Genomic DNA, 19,209 nt, shown 5'->3' with positions numbered 1-19,209 from the left:
CATGCGGATCTATTCTTCCACATCCTGATAATGCGAACCAGCTTTATCGTGTTTAGCCTTGCGCGGCGTTAAGAGAGCCGCCAGGTGTTGCGTCACCATCGCCGCCGTCGTCATCAACCACACACCAGCGCTCGGCAACAAGCGCACCCACCGTCAAAGCGATCCACCCCAAACCAGCAAGAGAAAAGTTTCGGATCTGATCAGTGGTAAACGCCGTGGGGTTGAGGTGCGCATATGCCAAGACGACGCCGAAGCTAAAACCAGTGAGCACAGCTCCCGCCCGCGATGTGGCTTGGGTCAGCACCCAAATTCGCGCAGCAGCGAGCGCTTCCAAGGCACTTTTGCCCCGCTTATAGGCACGCACGCGCCAGCCTTGCCACAAAACAAAAATCCCAACAAGAAGTGGCAACACAAAGCCCCACACCGGCAATAAAATCGGGGAATTTCCGCGCCTAAGCCACAGATCAATTCCGAAAAAAGACAGCACCAGTGAGATCGCAACTAGGCACAGTATCCACCAGATCTGCGTGGGCTGCAACGAACCCGATGATCCGGACGGGCTAGGCGAACCAGACGAACCTCGGCGATGATTCATTGTGCACTCCCAACGAGCTGCGTCAAAGCAACACCACTTAGCTCGGCGTCTGGTTCGATGCTCAGCCACGGCTCAAGCACAAAGCGGCGTAGTGCTGCGCGCGGGTGCGGTACCGTGAGTTCGACGTCGGAGCTGGTCACGCCTTCGATTGCAATAATGTCGAGATCCAATGTGCGTGCTCCCCAATGTTCGAGCCGTTCACGCCCGTGTTTCCACTCAATCTCTTGCAAGGCATGCAACACAGCAATTGGAGCTGCCGCTGAATAGCCGATCAGCACTGCATTGACGTAGTCCGGCTGCTCAGCTTGACCCGGGTGAAGAACTGGTGCAGTAGTGAACAAATCCGATACTGTCATTTCCGAAAACAACTCACTGAGCTGCTCAATCGCTTCAGACACATGCTGGCGCGGATTATCAAGATTCGATCCCAAAGCAATGACGTATTTTCGCCGGCCACCACTCAAAATAGCAGCTTGGCGATGTGCTTGCACACACACATCTGCAAAAGTCTGCTCAATAGGCGCTTGCGGTTTATGAACCGTCACGTCCACCTCACGCGCGCCAAACTCGAGCACGTCATTCGCAATCCGATCAGCGAGCGTTTCGATCAAATCAACGTGTTCGCCCGTAATCCTTTGTACTACCGCGGCTGCAATATCCGCGTAAGAGATCGTATGGGAGATGTCGTCAGTAACAACTGCACGTTCGGTCACCACCGAATAAGACACATCTACCACGAATTCTTGTGGCTCACGGTGCTCAAAGTCAAGCACTCCATGAGTGCCATAAGCGCTCAATCCACGCAGATGAATCGTATCGACGCGCATCTCTACCAAGCGCCTAGACTCGAGAGCTTCAGATGAACAGCAATTGCTTGCGCACTAGCAGCAACGTTATGCACTCGTACAGCCCAAACGCCCGTTTCACTGAGCAATCCGGAAATCGTAGCCGTAGCAACATCGCGATCTTCAACGCGCGATTCACCGGCGACTGCGCTGAGGAATCGTTTGCGCGATTGTCCGATGAGTACCGGATGACCAAGTTCCAAAAAGACTTCAAGATCGGCAAGAAGTTCCCAGTTCTGATCGCCCATTTTGGCAAATCCGAGTCCTGGGTCGAGGATAATACGCTCAGAATCAATTCCGCTGCGCACAGCCGCATCACGGCTCGCAATTAATTCGTTTGCGACGACGTGCGCTACCGGTCCGTCATAGTTGGCCAGATCATTCATGGTCTGACTATTGCCACGGCCATGCTGGAGGATATAGGAGCAGTCCAGCTCAGCCACAGTTGCAAACATATTCGGATCACCAGCGCCACCAGTCACATCATTGACGATATGGGCACCAGCAGCCACAGCTTTTTGTGCGGTTTGCGCGTGGTAGGTATCTACCGAAACTGTCACTTCTTGCGAAAGTACGGCTACAACATCAGCGATGCGATCCCATTCTTGTTCCCAGCTGAGCTGCTGAGCACCCGGACGGGTGGATTCGCCACCAATATCAAGGATTGTTGCACCCTGCGAAATCATCTCGCGCCCATGTGCAATCGCCGCATCGGTAGTTACCCAGTTACCGCCGTCGGAAAAAGAATCAGGCGTAACGTTGAGGATCCCCATGATTTCCATGAAAACTGCTCCTTTATTGCGAATATTGCGAACTCACTTTGCCATAATTAAGCTCATCGCTTCAGCCCGCGTGGTGCCATCACGCAAACAGCCACGCACTGCCGAAGTCACAGTGCGAGAACCCGGTTTGCGCACGCCACGCATCGACATACACATATGCTCGGCTTCGATCACCACAATCACGCCACGCGCTTGCAAGCGATCCATAAGGGCATCGGCAACGTTCGTCGTAATGCGCTCTTGTACTTGTGGCCTGCGCGAAAATCCTTCAACGAGCCGCGCGAGTTTCGACAGCCCCGTAACCTTACCGTCGTCGCTGGGAATATACCCCACATGCGCGACTCCATGAAACGGAAGAAGGTGATGCTCACACACCGAATACATCGGTATATCTCGCACCAAAATCATCTCTTGGTGATCGATATCGAAGGTTGTGTCGAGTACCTCGCTCGGATCCGATTCGAGCCCAGCAAATATCTCACGATATGCACGCGCCATACGCGTAGGAGTGTCGAGCAGGCCATCTCGCTGTGGGTCCTCGCCTACAGCCACAAGGAGATCATAAATCGCCTTGCGCACACCTTCTTCGTCGTAAGCCACTTAGCTCTCCTGCTCAGTAACCGGCGGAACGTCCGTAGCGCCCGGCCCAATTTCGATTCCCTCAGCGGCAGAGTGCTTGGTGTCCACTAATTCTTGTGGCAACGGAACCGGAGGAATATCGGAGACAGGGCGATCCGGCGACGACAGCCACTGCACGCGCTTCGGCGCCTTGCGAATCTCTTTGAAAATTTCTTTCAATTCGTTTTCAAGAATCGTCTCTTTTTCAAGCAATCGCGCAGCTAGTTTGTCTAGCACGTGCCGGTTTTCATTGAGTACCTGCCACGCTTCTTGGTTCGCTGTATCGAGAAGCTTTTGCACTTCGTCGTCCACAATTCGCGCCATTTCCTCGGAATATTCGCGAGAATTTCCGCCGCCCATGCGAGTCATCGGATCAGAATCGTCGGCAACAAGTCGCACAGCTCCCACTCGTGCCGACATTCCGTATTCAGTAACCATCTTGCGCGCAATGTTGGTTGCCTTTTGGATGTCGTTTGAAGCGCCAGTTGACGGATCGTGGAATACGATCTCTTCAGCAATACGGCCACCCATCGCGTAAACTAGCTGGTCAAGCAATTCGTTACGTGAGGTTGAGTACTTGTCCTCGGTAGGCATAACCATGGTGTAGCCCAAAGCGCGGCCACGCGGAAGAATCGTCACCTTCGTGACCGGATCAGTGTAGTTCAGCGCCGCAGCTGCCACGGCATGCCCACCCTCATGATAGGCGGTCATTCGCTTTTCTTCTGCGTTCATCACCCGCGTACGGCGTTGTGGGCCCGCGAGAACACGGTCGATAGCCTCGTCAACGTCGTCTTCCGTAATAACTTCGTGTTCACGACGCGCGGCGAGCAAAGCTGCTTCGTTGAGCAAGTTAGCGAGATCCGCGCCAGAGAAACCAGGGGTACGGCGCGCGATTGCTTCCAGCTCGACGTCATCTGCCAGCGGTTTTCCTTTTGCGTGCACGTCAAGAATTTGACGGCGGCCTGGCAAATCGGGAGCGTCTACAGCAATCTGGCGATCAAAACGGCCTGGGCGAAGCAGTGCTGAATCGAGCACATCAGGACGGTTCGTAGCAGCAATTACGATCACATTCGTGTGCTCATCAAAGCCGTCCATCTCCACCAAGAGCTGGTTGAGTGTCTGCTCGCGCTCATCATTTCCGCCACCGATTCCAGAGCCACGGTTGCGGCCTACGGCATCGATTTCGTCTACGAAAATAATGGCCGGAGCTGTCTTTTTAGCCTTGTTGAAGAGGTCTCGCACGCGAGAAGCACCCACGCCAACAAACATCTCCACAAATTCAGAAGCAGAAATATGGAAGAACGGAACGCCTGCTTCGCCAGCCACTGCTTTAGCAAGAAGGGTCTTTCCAGTTCCCGGCGGACCGTAAAGCAGTACGCCTTTCGGAATCTTCGCGCCCATCTTGTGGAACTTGTCTGGAGTGTCGATAAATTCCTTGATTTCGCGCAACTCTTCAACGGCTTCGTCCACACCTGCAACATCAGCGAAGGTCACGTCCGGCAAATCCGAGTCCATGCCATCTCGCTTTACCTTGCCAAACGCCGTCATTCCCGACTGCATCTTGGGCAAGAGCCACATGAACAGGCCGATAATCAGCAGCATCGGCAGCATCAACGTAAACATCGAGCTGAGGAACGACTGCTGAGGTACTAACGAATTGTAACCATTTTCCGGTTTGGCATCCTGCACCAGCTTTGCCACTTCGGCAGCTTCGGCATTTGCGTACTGGAATTGCACCTTCTTGGTGGGCTTGAGCTTCTCGCCCTCAGTGTCGGTTGGCGTGAAATCGTCTTTCAGCCAAACCTGCACTTGCTGCACACCCTCAGTGATCTGCGCAAGCTCAATTTTCTTCTCTTGCAGAACCTGTTTTCCTTCGGAGGTCTTTACCGAGGTAAACCCACCCAAATCGAGGTACCAAAAAATCGCCAAGCCACCAAGCAGCACGAGCGCAAAACCGGTGAGGATTCGACGCCGTAACGGCACGCGCTTTTCATTCTCGCCATTACCTGGACGACGTGGCGAAGAGTTTCGCAGATCGCGCGGACGTTTATGGGAATTCCGACCCCGCCGATTGAACTCATCAAGTTGCTTGGCGCGCTTCGAACGACGACGTTTGGGATCGTCGTCGCCAGCTGCGAAAAGGATGTTTTGGTGACCCTCAGCTGAAGGTGGGTTCACAGTCATTTAGCCTCCGTAAACGTGTGGAGCGAGGGTGCCAACGAATGGCAGATGGCGGTATTTCTCCGCATAATCAAGCCCATACCCCACCACAAATTCATTTGGAATATCAAAACCTACGTAATCAACATCTACATGTACTTTAGCCGCTTCTGGCTTGCGGAACATCGTAGCAATCTTGATCGACTTCGTTCCGCGCGACTCAAGATTCGCTTTCAACCATGCCAGAGTTAAGCCTGAATCGAGAATGTCTTCCACGATAAGCACATTTCGCCCTTGGAGATCTTCGTTCAAATCTTTGAGAATCCGCACTACACCAGAGGATTTCGTGCCCGCACCATAGGAAGAAACTGCCATCCAGTCCATCGCCGTCTGAATATGGATTTTGCGCGAAAGATCAGCCATCACCATGATGGCACCTTTGAGCACGCCAACGAGCAGCAGATCTTCACCTTCGTAATCGCGTGAGATTTCGTCGCCAAGCTCAGTGAGACGCTGATTTATCTGCTCCTCGGTGAAAAGCACCTTTTCGATATCGTTTCCGGTGTCTTTCAAATCCATGTGATCCTCCATATGTGCTGCTATTTGTCGTGCATTAAGCCGTGTGTTTAGTTGCGCAATGCGGAAAGAAAAGCGAGCGTATTATGCTCACGCCACACCCTCATTCCCGGTAAGTCAATGCCAACTTTATTGTCTCGACCAATAATCAGCTTATCAATCGCGTCAATGTGCCAGAAAACGAGATCACCGCCAGATCCGCCACATGCCGAATATGCCAACCGCACCACCCTCGTTCGCACAGCTCGTGGGTGCTGTTTAAGCTGTTCACAAGGCAATACTAACATTGCGTCCGGTCTTGACATGTGAGAATCAACTTCTGAGCGAATTTGAGACAACACCTTGGTGGCTATCGCGGTGAGGGCTTCGTCGTCGTCGCGTAACATCCGCCCGGTGCGTTCCAGCGCCCCAACGACGTCGCGCCCAAAAGCCTGCTGCAAAGCTGGAATTACCTGGTGACGCACGGCTGAGCGACGCAAGGGGCTTCCGTCGGCAGCAGTCCACGGGCCTTCGAGCTCATTGGTTGGATCATTCACGTAATCAATGCCGAGTTCGTGACACACAGTGCGCAAATCGGCTGCACTCACCGTGAGAAAAGGCCGGATAAAAGGAACATCTGTAGAGGTAGGGAGCATGCCGGCTTGCGGCATACCCGCCATTGACCGCGTACCCGCCCCACGGCTCAGCCCTAAAAGCACAGTTTCCGCTTGGTCGTTGGCATTGTGCCCCAACAGCACTGTGGCAGGCATATCTAGACCATTTGAGTGACGGGAACCGTTTGAGCGATGCAAACCGTGCGCACGGGCAAAATCGGCAATCGCTTGATAACGTGCTTCACGGGCATCACCTTCCGGCCCCGCCCCACTGCCAATCTCCACGCGCGTGGAGAAAGCCCCAATTCCCAGCTTGCGCAGGCGTTCGACGACGACGGCTGCCTCATGTGCCGATTCGGGCCGAATTGCGTGGTCTACGGTTAGCGACAGCACCTGACGACGACGCGCATCTTTCTTATGCAAACATTCGAAGGCAGTAGTAGCCGCGAGCGCCATCGAATCAGCACCACCTGAAACAGCGAGCAGAATTGGCTCGTCAGCTGGGATGTCTGCTAAAGCAGCGGCAATTTTTTGGCGAGTTAACGAAACTAGGCGATGTGGTCCAGCCATATCGGTTCCTACTTCCTCAGCGCAGCAATAGCTTCGTCAATGGCCGGTTTTGCATATAATCCTGGCACACGTACGGCATTGTCCACGATAACAGCAAAGCTCAACGGCCTTCCACCTGCTGTGAACGTGTAGCCAGCTAGTGAGGAGACGTCGGAGAGCGAACCGGTTTTGGCGCGAACAAAGCCGAGCCCCGCCGTCGCCCCGAAACGATCGTGAAGAGTGCCGTCCAGTCCTGCAACTGGGAGACCAGGGCCAATGGCTGTCAGTTTGCAGTCACTACAACTCCATACATGGTTGAGAATATCAACCAATGTGCGCGGCGGGATTTTGTTCATCTCCGATAGACCGCTCGAATCGGATAGCGCCACACCAGATATTGAGATGCCTTGAGCTTTCAAGCTCTTGATAACCGCGCGTGAAGCTCCGTTAAAATCTGCCGGTTCACCTGCCTTGATAGCAACGAGGTGTCCTAGCGTTTCCGCGATGGAATTGTCCGATTCGAGCAACATGCGCGAGACAATGTCTCGCACCGGCGCCGACTCAACCGCCGCGACTTCTTGTGCTCCTGACGTGGAGGTCTTGTTGCCAGTAGCCGTTACCGAAATTCCTTGTGCACCTAGCGCCTGCGTAAATGCTTGGATCACGGTATTTGTGGGATGAGGAGCAACCTTGTTATTCGCATCAAAATTTCGATTGACGGCAATGGGAGACATTTCCATAACGTAGCGCGTGATGGACGAATCCCACGTCGGGCTGTAGCTAGGACCTGAGAACAAGCTCGTGTCGAGGAAAAGTTGGACTGACGTTAAGTTTTTAGACTTGAGATTTTCGGCAGTTTTGCTTGCGAGATCCGCTAGACCAGCATGCCCAACTTCGGCTGCAGGGTTTCCTTGACCCGCGGAGAGCATAATATCGCCGCCACCGACCAGAAAAAGGCTCGCGCCGTCTAATTTAACTTTCGTGGCGAGCGTGGTTTCTGGTCCTAGTTCGTGCAAGGCCGCCGTAGCTGTGAGCAATTTTGTGGTGGAGGCCGGAGTGCTTGGGCGATCCCCGTAATATTCACCGAGCACCTGTCCAGTAGTTGGATCAGTGACGATCCCCGACACATTCCCACCTACTCGCGGATCAGATTGCAATTTTGCGAATATGCTGGAAATAGTTGCGGCGTTGGGCAGAGCTCCGCTCGGCTGCAACGCCGGTGTCTCGACTGGATGCTGCTCAGTAGCCACAACCTGCGGAAAAGGTGCGGGTGGGTTGTCGAGAGGTTTCGTCGTCAGCATGCCAGGAACCAGATCCCATGCATCCGCGAAGATGTACGCACACAAACACGCGACGACGCCGCAAATCACAATCCGTTTTTTACTCACGTGCAAATTTTCCCACAAATCGAAACAAAATCAGTGCTTACGTGCACACATATTCTGGCTAATTTGCCACATTTTAAGCCCCTCACCCAGTAAACTTGGAGGAAATCACAATGCTAAATGAATAACATCGCACCTTACGAACGGGAATTAGGAGCGAATCACAGTTAGAATCGTTGCAGCACTGTCGGCGTCGAAGGAGAGACTCATGGAATTCGATGTAACCATCGAGATCCCCAAGGGCAATCGAAATAAGTACGAATTGGATCATAAAACGGGCCGTATCCGTTTGGATCGTATGTTGTTCACATCAACACGTTATCCTGATGACTACGGCTTTATTGACGGAACCTTGGGTGAAGACGGCGATCCGCTTGATGCACTCGTGATTTTGGATGAAGCGACGTTCCCTGGATGCGTGATCCGGTGCCGCGCGCTCGGCATGTTCCGCATGTCTGACGAAGCGGGCGGAGATGATAAGGTTCTCTGCGTACCAGCTGGCGATCAGCGCGCTTCATGGCGCACTGAGATTGACGACGTCTCTGAATTCCACCGCTTGGAAATCCAGCACTTCTTCGAGGTGTACAAGGATCTCGAGCCAGGTAAATCTGTAGATGGCGCACATTGGGTTGGCCGTGAAGAAGCAGAAGCTGAAATTGTTCGCTCATTTAAGCGAGCAGAAGAAACTGGCTATTACGACCACTGAGGCTTATAGAAAATTAAGCGATTGAGCTGGGGCGGGGTATCAACTTTTTAGTGTTGATACCCCGCTTGGCTTTTGTGAGATACAACCGCCTCGGCAAAAGATACAACCGGCTCGGCAATCGTCGCGTTACTTAGCGCTACTTAGCGCTACTTAGAGTTACTTAGAAGAACTTAGAACTACTTAGAGATACTTAGCAGAACTGTGCAATACTAATAACTAAGCAAGATCAAAAATTAGCAACCCAGCACAAGAGGATTTATATGAATACAAGCATCTCGATTCAAGACAATCCTTTCACCCCAACGTTCGGTGAAGCTCCAAGTCATCTCGCTGGGCGCGCCCAACTCACGACTGCCATTGAGCGTGCCTTAACATCACCATCACGCCGTCCAGAACTTACCTCTCTTTTTTACGGAGCGCGTGGCACCGGCAAAACCACATTATTATCCATTACAGCCCACCTCGCACAAGAAGCAGGATGGATCCCAGTAAGAGCTGCCGCATTACCCGGAATGCTTGACGACATCGAAATAACCGCTCGTAAAACTGCGGCACATCTGCTGAAACAGCCGTCGTCAAAACATATTTCACGCTTCGGCGTTCCAAATGTAGTAGATATTGAAGTCACCAAAGCTCCTGATACTGCATCGAATTGGCGGTCGCGCATGACGGCTATTCTCGACGAACTTGAATCACAAAATTCCGGCATTGTAATCACCGTTGACGAAATCGATCCAAATCTCGACGAACTTGCCATTCTTGCGTCGGTTTACCAAATCTTCGTAAGCGAAGGACGCCGCATTGCTTTATTCATGGCTGGTCTTCCCAACTCCACTTCACAGCTGCTGAGCAGTCAACACGTCTCCTTTTTACGAAGAGCCCAACTCACACGACTCGGCAGAATCGCTGACTACGATGTGCGCGAAGCTCTTATCAAAACAATTCACGACGGCGGACGCACAATTCGTGATGAAGCGCTTGATCTCGCCGTTGCAGCTATTGATGGTTTTGCTTATCTCATTCAGCTCGTCGGTTATCGAGCGTGGGACATTCACCCCGATCAACAAGAAATTACCGTCGACGATATGAAACTTGGAATTGCAAGTGCACAGTCGGAAATGGAAAATCATTTGATTGCCGCAAGCTATCGAGAACTTTCTCAAGGCGATATAAAATTCCTCGAAGCTATGGTTATCGACGACGGTACAGCAAGATCAGTGACATTACCGAGCGTCTAGGCTGGTCAACGTCGCAAGTTGCACAATACCGTCGTCGTCTTCTTGATGCAGGTGTGATTGGCGTACGACGACGCGGAGTAGTCGGCTTCGACCTACCATATCTACGGGGTTACGTGACAGAGCATTCAGAAACCTAAATTCCATACCTACCAAAAATGAACTGCTCCCCGAAAGAAGGAACCAAATTAATCGGTCCAGCTTTCAAGGAGCAGTTCAACGTTTAACACCACCACGCTATACATCGAGATGTTGGTGAAGTTGCCCTAACCGGCGCTTATTTAGAGCACACGCAAGTAGACTGGGCGACCCCAGATCGGAGCCTCAGACGTGCCTCGCGATGGATCATGAGCGGCGATATGCATTCCTCGACCAGTGTAAATACCCACATGGCCTGGCCAGTAGAGAATGTCTCCTGGGCGAGCCTGCGAAGGCGACACTTCATACGCTCCGTATGTGGCGAAGATTCGTGCTGAGGAATGCGGAATCGAATATCCGAAATGCCGGAACACGAAGCTCACAAAGCCCGAGCAATCCCAACCGCTTGGTGTACTACCACCCCAAACATAAGGCACACCGGAGAAGCGACGCGCATAGTTGATGAGCGATGAGCCAGTCGAACCATCCGACGGCGGAGCTGATGGGCGTTGAGCAGCAGCTGCTGCGGCAGCGGCGGCAGTAGCGGCGGCAGCTGCAGCAGCCGCTTCTTCCTCAGCTCGCTTCTGGGCAGCGATACGAGCAGCTTCTTCACGAGCACGCTGGTTTGCAGCTTCTTGCGCAGCCTTTTCAGCCGCTGCACGTTCAGCTGCAGCTCTTTGCGCTTCAGCGCGCTGACGTGCTTCTTTCTCAGCTTGGGCTACCGCGGTAGCAGCCGCGGCAGCGGACTCAGCTTCCCGCTTCTTCTGCTCAGCATATGCGGCAGCATCCCGTGCAGCCTTTTCTTTCAATGCTTTCAGCTCTGGATCAGCATTCGCCGCTTCTCTTGCGAGCTGCTCAGCCGATGCAACAGCAGATTTGGCTGCCGCCTCTTTTGCTTGAGCATCGGTATTAGCCTGTGCCAAAGCCGCAGATGCTTGAGCAGCGGCTTTCTTTCCAGATTTGTTGTTGGCTTCTGCGATGACTAAGTTTGCGGCAGCCTGTGCTTTGGCAACACGAGCGGCTTCTAGCTGTGCAAGACGCTCCCGTTCGAGCTCAACCGTTGTGCCACGCTGGCTTGCCAGTTCAACAACGAGTTCTGCGCGACGATTGTTAGCCTGTGAGATCTGATCTTGAGCGGCTTTCGCAGCCAACTCGGCGTCATTAGCAGCTGTATCCGCAGCTTCAGCTGCCTTAGACTGCTTATCTGCTATCGAATCAGCTTTCTTCTGCAAGGTGGTGGCAATTTCCTCGAGAGCCTTGTAATGCCGCACATTGTTATCTGCGGTAGATGCAAGCGATTCAAAAGCCTTGTTCCGCGAGGCGGCGCTAGCCATGTCTTCGGCACCAAACAGATAATGCGCATTAGTTAGCTGACCAGCAGAATCTTGATACATCGCCTGAGCGACGCTACCCATGGCTTGCCGTGCTTTGTCTAGCTCAGCTTTTGCCTGATTCGCCTTGGTCTGAGCAACAACAGCCTGATCAATTGACTGAAGCAAAGCCGACTGAGCGTCGATTTGCGCAGCCTTCTGCTTTGCAGCAGCCAGCTCTAGCTCGTTGCTCTTGGCTGATAGATTTGCAAGTTCAAGTTCAATTGATGCAACAGAATTTGCAGTTTGCTCTTGTTTGCCGTGAGCCGCTTCGATATCGGAATCGTCAACCGGATCGGCGTACGACACTGGTGCAATCGTGACTGTAAGGCCAACGACACCCGCTGTTGCCAGCACGCGCTGAATTCCTCGTTTCACCGGCTTTTCCTCCACGTTCCCTAAGTCAATTACTAATTCGCCATCGTTATACGAATGGGGCGTGTCGCTCTTGACTTCCACGAAATTTCCCACTCGCACTTCTGAGGGTATACCAAATCTGTCAAAAATGAAACACTAGAAACATAATTCACTAAATCACCACAAACAACACATTTACCAAGCTTCACAAATTCTACATAAATAACTTCGTTCACATTTGTCACAACCGCAGGTCAGGGCGTTGTGTTTCTTGTTTGTGCAGGTGAGATTCATGGGATTGCACCTCTCTGCACCATACAATTGCCACCGCGTCTCATCGCCAACGACCTTGTACCACTTCTTCCCCCACCAATTCGTGTGCGTTCCACGCAGCATCTCGATATATATGCAGAAGTTGCACCGATCGCACCAACTTTCCAGACGAAGATCCTTTATCAGCCAACGCGGCTATTTGCCCACATCTAAACCACCTGCTATTGCGCGGTTAATCTGGCACAATTAACCTATGGAAGAATCAATTCAGTGGACCGAGGACATGCTTGGCGCGGGCTTTGTCTCCGCAATCATTAATCTTGAGCCAGTCGCTGGCGTACCGCAGCGCTGCGCGATCACGAAACATCTTCCCGAAAATGATCCACAATCATCCGCGCACCCCAACCAGCCACTCCAACGAGAGTTCATTCTCATCGCAATTCACGGTTGGAACGACTACTTCTACCACAAAGAATTTGCGCGTTTCATCAGTTCCATAGGCGGCCATTTTTACGCAATTGACCTGCGCCGCTACGGCAGGGCGCACCAAGACGGCGAACCTTGGGGCTACACGAACTCCCTCACTGTCTACGATGAAGAAATCCAATGCGCCCTCACAATTGCTCGCACTGAGCACCCTGAACTCCCGATTGTCGTGTATGGACACTCAACAGGCGGCCTTACCGTGAGTTTGTGGGCAGATCGCCACCCCAACGATTTCGACGGCCTTATTCTCAATTCGCCGTGGCTATACACCGATTTGTCCGGCGTCAAAATGTTTGTCCTCAAACCAATCGCAAAACTTCTGGCAAAGGTCAAGCCCCTCCACATATTCGCCACGCAGGACGACGGTTTCTACCAAAAGATTCTCAGCGGCCAGCACGCTCTCAGTGCAGACGACGATCCCAACGATCCGTTCTTCACCACCGGCTGGGAAGCCGATGCCCGATTCCGACACTTCCCAACATTCCCGGTGCGGGCAGGATGGATCAACACGATTCTCGCTGGTCAAAAACGAATCGCAGGTCGACTATCGATCAAACAACCAATTCTCGCCCTCACATCAAAGCGCCACATAGCCACAACTACGTGGTCCGATGAACTCCTGGAAGTCGATAATGTGCTCGACCTCGAACACACCTGGCCATTGATCGAAAGCCTGGGCGACGACGTCACGCTCTGCAAAATCGACAAGGCGGTTCACGACGTCGTATTCTCACGTCGTAGCGCCCGTCACGAAGCGTACGACGCCATCACCCGCTGGATCCAAGCGAAACTATAGCTACAAAGCTAAACGACGCTAACTGCGGGCTTTGCGCACATCTTTTCCGTACAGCAGCAGCTCAGCTAGATGCACTCCCTGTGCTCCCATCAATTGTTGTGCCTGCGTACGGCAAGAAAATCCGTCGGCAAGAAATACCGCTTCCCCACTTGCAGCTTGCAATGTCGGCATCAGTGAATTTTCAGCGATCTTCACCGAGGTTTCGTAATGCCCCTGCTCCATGCCGAAATTTCCGGCGAGGCCACAACACCCACTCAAAATCCTCAGGTCCGCACCACAGTCGCGCAATAGCTTGGCATCCGCCTGCCAACCCATCACCGAATAATGGTGGCAATGTGGTTGAGCCACAACTTCCAAACCACGCAAATCTGGCAACTGCGTGCGTTCTACTGCGCCGAAATCTGGATGCACTAATAGCTCTGCCAGGGTGAACGTCATGGAGGAGAGCACGCCTGCACGCTCATCGTCAGGAAGTAAATCAAGTATGTCGTCGCGCAAAACTGCTGTACACGACGGCTCCACTCCCACAATCGGAATCCCACTGGCGGCAAACGGCGCCAGCACCTCCAGCAACGTGCCCAATTTCTTCTTCACAGTACCCAGCTGACCAGTGGTAATCCATGTCAGGCCGCAACATATGTCGCGCGGCGGGATAAGCACGGTATAACCCAGACGCTGCAATAACTGCACTTGCGCCTGAGCCCCGCGCGTGTCGAGCGTTTCGGAGAAAGAATCCGCCCAAAGCATCACATATTTCGCATTTTCTTTGGAGACGACGCCAGCACCAGCCATTCGCCCAAACTCACCAGTACCTGTGCCTGAGATGCCTGAGTCGATAAACTTGCTGGCGATTGACGAAAATCGCTTAGTAGCGAATCCCGGCATGGATCGTCTCGTGTCAATTCCTGCCAAAGTGAACGCAGTTTTCTTAATGAAACCAATGCTCATGAGCCGATTTGCGAGCTTTGCTGCACCAGGAATCGAGGTGGCTAGACGTGCAAGCGTCGGCAGATTCCCCAGCAGGTAATGCGTGCGTGGCCGCAGTTTGCCCCGATATCGCCGAAACAAGGCTTCTGAACGGTAACGCGCCATGTCGACGCCCGTCGGGCAATCCGCTGAGCAGGCTTTGCATGCGAGACACAGGTCAAGCGCATCAGCAACCGCCGAATCAGCAAACCCAGCAACTAGTGTTCCGTTAGCTACCTCTTGCAGAACTCGCATTCTGCCTCGGGTAACGTCCTTCTCTTCGCGGGTTGCAAGATACGATGGACACATGAAAAAGCCGGCAGCAGTTCGATCTGCACGGCAGTTACCCACACCAGTACAGCGGTGGACGGCGTTTGTGAAGTCACCGGCGTCGTCATGAAAATGGAAACCGCCAGCGTATTCCATTTTATGAGCAGCTGGGCGGCGCAAATTCTCATCGAAAGGAACTGGCTCAACGAGCACGCCAGGATTCAAGAAATTCTCCGGATCGAAAATGCCTTTTACCTGCGAAAACAATGCCAACGAATGCGGATCGAACATGCGCGGGAGCAATTGAGAACGCGCACGTCCGTCGCCATGTTCACCCGAGAGCGAGCCACCAAAGCGCGCCACCAAATCGGCTGATCGCTCCATGAACTCGCGAAATACATCCACACCATCACGTTGTTCAAAAGGAAAATCAATGCGCACATGCACACAACCATCGCCGAAATGCCCGTACATCAAGCCGGAAAGCTGGTAGGAATCCATAAGCTCCTGCAGCTCGCGTAAATACTCCCCCAGATGTTCCGGCGGCACGGCGCTATCTTCCCAGCCTGGCCAAGCCTGTGTTCCGCTCGGCGTCTGCCCGCCTAGTCCAGCTCCGTCAGCACGGATTCTCCACAGCTCAGTGGCCTGCGTGCCAGCCGGAAGGATACGAACTGCCTCAGTGCCGGCATCGGCAGCGAGCGCAGCAGCACGCGACGGAACCTCAGCAGCGTCGTCGCCCTCCTGAGCACCGACTTCAATGAGTAGCCAGCCGCCACCGGGTGGCAATTCGGGCACGTGACCTTTTGCGCGGCGGACGACGTCCACCAGCTGCGCATCAATTCCTTCGATTGCTAGCGGCTTGTGTTTGAGCAGGTCTGGCACGTGGTCGGCTGCGGTGGGCATATCAGGGTATCCCAAAACCACCAGCATCGGCGCTTGCGCGATGGGAACGAGTTTGAGGCGAGCTTTGAGAATCGTGATGAGCGTTCCCTCACTTCCCACCAGCATTTTTGCGAGGTTCTCGCCGTTTTCAGGCAGAAGGTGTTCAAGGGAGTAGCCCGAAACCTGCCGAGAAAAACGGCCAAAATTTTGTCGGATATGAGCGAGATTATCACCGATGAGCGATTTAAGCGCAGGTGCAGAGTCCATTCCGCGGGCGGAAGCGAGAAATTCTCGGCCTGCGCCGTCAATACAGTCGAGTTCCACCACGTTATCGGCAGTCCTACCCCAGGCCACAGCGTGAGGACCACAGGCGTTATTGCCAATCATTCCGCCAAAAGTCGCTCGATTTTGGGTGGATGGATCGGGTCCGAAACGCAGGCCATATTTCGCAGCCTCACGTTGCAAATCGCTCATGACGACACCGGGCTCCACGAGCGCAGTGCGGGTTTCGGGGTCTATTTCTAAGATGCGATTCATGTACCGCGAAAAATCAATCACTGCGCCTGAGCCGATTGAGTTACCCGCTACCGACGTGCCGCCGCCACGCGAGGTGATCGGAATCCGATGTTTGCGGCAGATACGTAAAGTGGCTACGACGTCGTCACGCGAGCGCGGAAACACCACAAACGCAGGCAAAACACGATAATTCGACGCATCGGTGGAGTACTGGGCTTGGGCGAGTACCGAAGAATCGACGCTTCCAGTAATTGCGGCAGAAATTTCGGCGACGGCGCGTTGTACTGCCTGAACGTCGTGTGGGGCGACGACGGATTGCTGGTGCTTGACGACGCGCTGGCGCTCTGTGCCGCGTAGATATCTGGCGTCGTGCTGGTGCTCGGTATTGTTTTGGCTCATAGCCTTGCCCTGTGCGTCCTGATTTTTGTACATCCGGCGCCCACTCCTCCTTAGCAGCCCCACCCGCTGTGACTTACAACTATTGTGCCTTCATTTCAGGGTTCATGGGCGGCGATGCCATATTGTGGGCTCCAAGCGGAGTAGATTCTTGGCGCCGAACTAGTGCCACGCTGATACCCAAACTGAACTACACTATCCTCTATGAAAACTTGATCGCTCAAAAGATACACACGAAAATTCGCAAGGCGATCCGGCAAGAAATGGTTTCACAGAAAGTTAGGCTGAGTGATGTCTAAGAAGCTTATTCAACATTCCTCGGGGCATTTCCTCACCTTCACAGCGGACGAGAATTTTGGCATCGAGGTTCGATACGAGGACGGCACTATCTGGCTGACGCAGAAACTCATGGCGGAACTGTTCGGGGTTGACGTTCGTACCGTAAACGAGCATCTTCTCAACATCTTCCGTTCGGGAGAGCTTGAGGAGAATTCAGTTATCCGGAAATTCCGGATAACTGCCACAGACGGCAAGTCTTACGTCACCAAGCACTATAACCTGGATGCAATTATCTCAGTGGGTTACCGTGTGAACTCGCTTCGTGCCACCCAGTTCCGGCAGTGGGCCACCAACGTGCTTCGCGATTTCACATTACGTGGATATGTGATTGACCGGCCGCGCATGGAGCAAGGAGAAATCCTCGGTGTCGATTACTTTGAACAACTTCTCGAAGAAGTTCGGGAGATCAGGCTCTCTGAGCGACGCTTCTACCAAAAAGTCACCGATATTTATTCGACCGCTGTCGACTACCGGTCCGATTCCCCGCTCACGAAGAACTTCTTTGCCACGGTGCAGAACAAAATGCACTTTGCCGTCCACAGGCACACCGCCGCCGAGCTTATTAAAGAGCGTGCTGATTCCTCGAAACCTCACATGGGCCTAACCTCGTGGAAAAATAGCCCAGATGGGAAAATCCTGCGCACTGATGTCACAGTGGGGAAAAACTATCTAAGCACAGAGGAACTGAGCGACCTCGCCCAGCTCGTGGACACCTTCCTCAATCTCGCCGAATCACGCGCCAAACGCCATATCCCCACAACGATGGAACAATGGGTGAAACTTCTCGATCAAGTTCTCACCCTTGATGCCCGCGAACTACTTGAGAACGCTGGAAAGATCACCAAAAAAGTCGCTGACGCACATGCGCTTGAACAATTTACTCAATTCCGCGTAAGCCAGGACAAACACTACGTATCTGACTTCGATCGCTTCAGCACCGAAGTCACACATGCGATTGAAAAAGGACGCGACGCACAATAATTCACCTCAACGAATCCTTTGTGGATTACGGTCATTTCGCGCCCTCATGCAAACCCCTGTGCACGCTACGAGGAAGAAAACCGCGTCCAACCAGCTCCGACATTCCTAAAGGAATCGTTAGTTTCGCGTACCTGTGCGTTCGCTCCAATTGTGTGTAGCAGTCGAAAAACAAATTCTCGGTGAGTTCGCGGATCTGCGCGTCCGTGAGCCGTTTACCAAACCACAGCTGCGGAAACACGAAACCATCCACACCAAACCCAGCCAAAAACCCATCCACAACACCAAGACGGACCACACACCAACTGGCACGAACCACAACTGCCTGACGACGGCGCATCCCAGCACCATCAGCGCTATCAGGAACGTCCTCAACAGTCACATCACAGCCACGATCCCGCAAACAATCAAGCCAAGTCTCTAAACCTAAACACATACCCAGATCATCACAACGATACGCAACCACACCGCCGTCACCATCACCTTTTTCAACAAAAACCGTAGCCAAATCAGAACCAGACAGCGAATCAAACTTCGCTAAATGACACCACCACTTCACGCTCGGCTCATCCGAGAACGGAACCTCACCCACAAACGAACCACCCCGCGCATAAAACTCCCCCAACTGCCCCTGCCAATGCAGGTCATAGCGCCGGATCGGTTCCAGATTAACAGTTTGGCGAACCGTATTTAGACGGCACAGCAAAGAATTCAGCTCGTCACGATAATCAAAGGTTTCAGAAATATCGCCTTCCCACGTTCCTTGAATTCCCATGTCCATGCGAAGTGCTTGACGGTACTGCGCTCGAATTCCATCGACGCGGGAAGTAAGTACAATAATCGGTTTGAGGCACGAACGGACGCGCCCGCTCGACCAACGCTCCACCGGAAGGATCGGACTCTTCTTCCCGGATTTAACGCGATAGACGAAAAACTCACCTGAGCTGGAATCCGCAGGTATCGCAACCGTGTAAATCGAGCGTTCGGGTATGACATCCACCCATATATTCCCAGCTAATAGCCCATCTACGAAATGCGAGATTGTTTCTAATGTCGAATCACCGCGCATGGCGAGCTCAAAGTAATGCGCACCAAATATGTTGCGAAGGTTCGCAATATATCCGCCGCATACATACTCACCACAGCCAATCGCTATACCTCCGTAGCGAAATAACAAGCCGACGCCATTGCGCGCAGTATGCAATTCGAGATCCCACGCCCCGCCAGAGAAAACATCAATCCGGCAATCTGCATCTTCTGGTAGCGAGCCCGCATCTGCTGGTTGAGACGAAGCGCAGAAAAGTTCAACGTCGGACGAATAGCGAACCGTATGCTCAAGCGGAAGATCAGAAAAACGCGAAACTAAGCTCGCAAGATTATTAGCCATACGGTGCTCCC

At 53.0% G+C, this 19,209-nt stretch carries 15 protein-coding genes; 4 read left to right on the top strand and 11 right to left on the bottom strand.

What is annotated here, in order from left to right; all coding sequences use genetic code 11:
* Positions 1-52: 52 nt before the first annotated feature.
* Genes EZJ44_RS05990 through dacB form a run of 8 tightly spaced genes read right to left on the bottom strand, consistent with a single transcriptional unit; the run spans position 53 to position 8,106 of the window.
* Complete coding sequence (locus tag EZJ44_RS05990) at positions 53-595, bottom strand: DUF3180 domain-containing protein (RefSeq protein ID WP_131281302.1); 543 nt, start codon at positions 593-595, stop codon at positions 53-55.
* A complete protein-coding gene (gene folK, locus EZJ44_RS05985; protein ID WP_131281300.1) occupies positions 592-1,422 on the bottom strand; it encodes a 2-amino-4-hydroxy-6-hydroxymethyldihydropteridine diphosphokinase in 831 nt (276 codons plus the stop codon). Before folK ends, EZJ44_RS05990 begins: the two co-directional genes overlap by 4 nt.
* Before the next feature lie 2 nt (positions 1,423-1,424).
* A complete protein-coding gene (gene folP / locus EZJ44_RS05980) occupies positions 1,425-2,222 on the bottom strand; it encodes a dihydropteroate synthase (RefSeq protein ID WP_131281298.1) in 798 nt (265 codons plus the stop codon).
* A 33-nt stretch (positions 2,223-2,255) separates the two neighbouring features.
* Positions 2,256-2,822 (bottom strand): GTP cyclohydrolase I FolE, encoded by a 567-nt coding sequence (gene folE, locus EZJ44_RS05975; protein WP_131281296.1) that lies wholly within the window; start codon positions 2,820-2,822, stop codon positions 2,256-2,258.
* On the bottom strand, positions 2,823-5,024 hold the full coding sequence (gene ftsH / locus EZJ44_RS05970) for an ATP-dependent zinc metalloprotease FtsH (protein ID WP_131281294.1): 2,202 nt from the start codon (positions 5,022-5,024) through the stop codon (positions 2,823-2,825).
* On the bottom strand, positions 5,025-5,579 hold the full coding sequence (gene hpt / locus EZJ44_RS05965) for a hypoxanthine phosphoribosyltransferase (RefSeq protein ID WP_131281292.1): 555 nt from the start codon (positions 5,577-5,579) through the stop codon (positions 5,025-5,027). It lies immediately after the preceding gene.
* Positions 5,580-5,626: 47 nt separating this feature from the next.
* Positions 5,627-6,739: a tRNA lysidine(34) synthetase TilS gene (gene tilS / locus EZJ44_RS05960; protein ID WP_131281289.1), complete on the bottom strand. Its 1,113-nt coding sequence runs from the start codon at positions 6,737-6,739 to the stop codon at positions 5,627-5,629.
* A gap of 8 nt (positions 6,740-6,747) precedes the next feature.
* Complete coding sequence (gene dacB, locus EZJ44_RS05955) at positions 6,748-8,106, bottom strand: D-alanyl-D-alanine carboxypeptidase/D-alanyl-D-alanine endopeptidase (RefSeq protein ID WP_131281287.1); 1,359 nt, start codon at positions 8,104-8,106, stop codon at positions 6,748-6,750.
* Between the two features lie 205 nt (positions 8,107-8,311).
* On the opposite strand from dacB, the gene EZJ44_RS05950 reads away from it, so the two are divergent.
* Together EZJ44_RS05950 and EZJ44_RS05945 are read left to right on the top strand one after the other, a co-directional pair.
* Positions 8,312-8,809, top strand: a complete 498-nt coding sequence (locus EZJ44_RS05950; RefSeq protein WP_131281285.1) for an inorganic diphosphatase — start codon at positions 8,312-8,314, stop codon at positions 8,807-8,809.
* Positions 8,810-9,069: 260 nt separating this feature from the next.
* On the top strand, positions 9,070-10,047 hold the full coding sequence (locus EZJ44_RS05945) for an ATP-binding protein (RefSeq protein ID WP_206661859.1): 978 nt from the start codon (positions 9,070-9,072) through the stop codon (positions 10,045-10,047).
* A 278-nt stretch (positions 10,048-10,325) separates the two neighbouring features.
* On the opposite strand, the gene EZJ44_RS05940 is transcribed toward EZJ44_RS05945, so the two are convergent.
* Entirely contained in the window at positions 10,326-12,011 is a 1,686-nt protein-coding gene (locus EZJ44_RS05940) for a C40 family peptidase (RefSeq protein ID WP_131281283.1), read from the bottom strand.
* 424 nt (positions 12,012-12,435) lie between these two features.
* Between EZJ44_RS05940 and EZJ44_RS05935 the strand changes: the two genes are divergently transcribed.
* Complete coding sequence (locus EZJ44_RS05935) at positions 12,436-13,464, top strand: alpha/beta fold hydrolase (RefSeq protein ID WP_131281281.1); 1,029 nt, start codon at positions 12,436-12,438, stop codon at positions 13,462-13,464.
* Positions 13,465-13,482: 18 nt separating this feature from the next.
* Here EZJ44_RS05935 and EZJ44_RS05930 read toward each other — a convergent pair whose 3' ends face one another.
* Positions 13,483-16,530 carry an FAD-binding and (Fe-S)-binding domain-containing protein gene (locus EZJ44_RS05930; RefSeq protein WP_241658613.1) on the bottom strand — a complete coding sequence of 1,016 codons (3,048 nt, stop codon included), beginning with the start codon at positions 16,528-16,530 and terminating at the stop codon, positions 13,483-13,485.
* A 255-nt stretch (positions 16,531-16,785) separates the two neighbouring features.
* On the opposite strand from EZJ44_RS05930, the gene EZJ44_RS05925 reads away from it, so the two are divergent.
* Positions 16,786-17,814 carry a virulence RhuM family protein gene (locus tag EZJ44_RS05925; RefSeq protein WP_131281279.1) on the top strand — a complete coding sequence of 343 codons (1,029 nt, stop codon included), beginning with the start codon at positions 16,786-16,788 and terminating at the stop codon, positions 17,812-17,814.
* Positions 17,815-17,845: 31 nt separating this feature from the next.
* On the opposite strand, the gene EZJ44_RS05920 is transcribed toward EZJ44_RS05925, so the two are convergent.
* Positions 17,846-19,198 (bottom strand): hypothetical protein, encoded by a 1,353-nt coding sequence (locus EZJ44_RS05920; RefSeq protein ID WP_131281277.1) that lies wholly within the window; start codon positions 19,196-19,198, stop codon positions 17,846-17,848.
* Positions 19,199-19,209 lie beyond the last annotated feature (11 nt).

The organism is Arcanobacterium bovis, assembly GCF_004331995.1.
Taxonomy (GTDB): domain Bacteria; phylum Actinomycetota; class Actinomycetes; order Actinomycetales; family Actinomycetaceae; genus Arcanobacterium_A; species Arcanobacterium_A bovis.
Note: the sequence above shows the minus strand (reverse complement) of the source record. Positions and strands in the feature narration are given on the sequence as shown.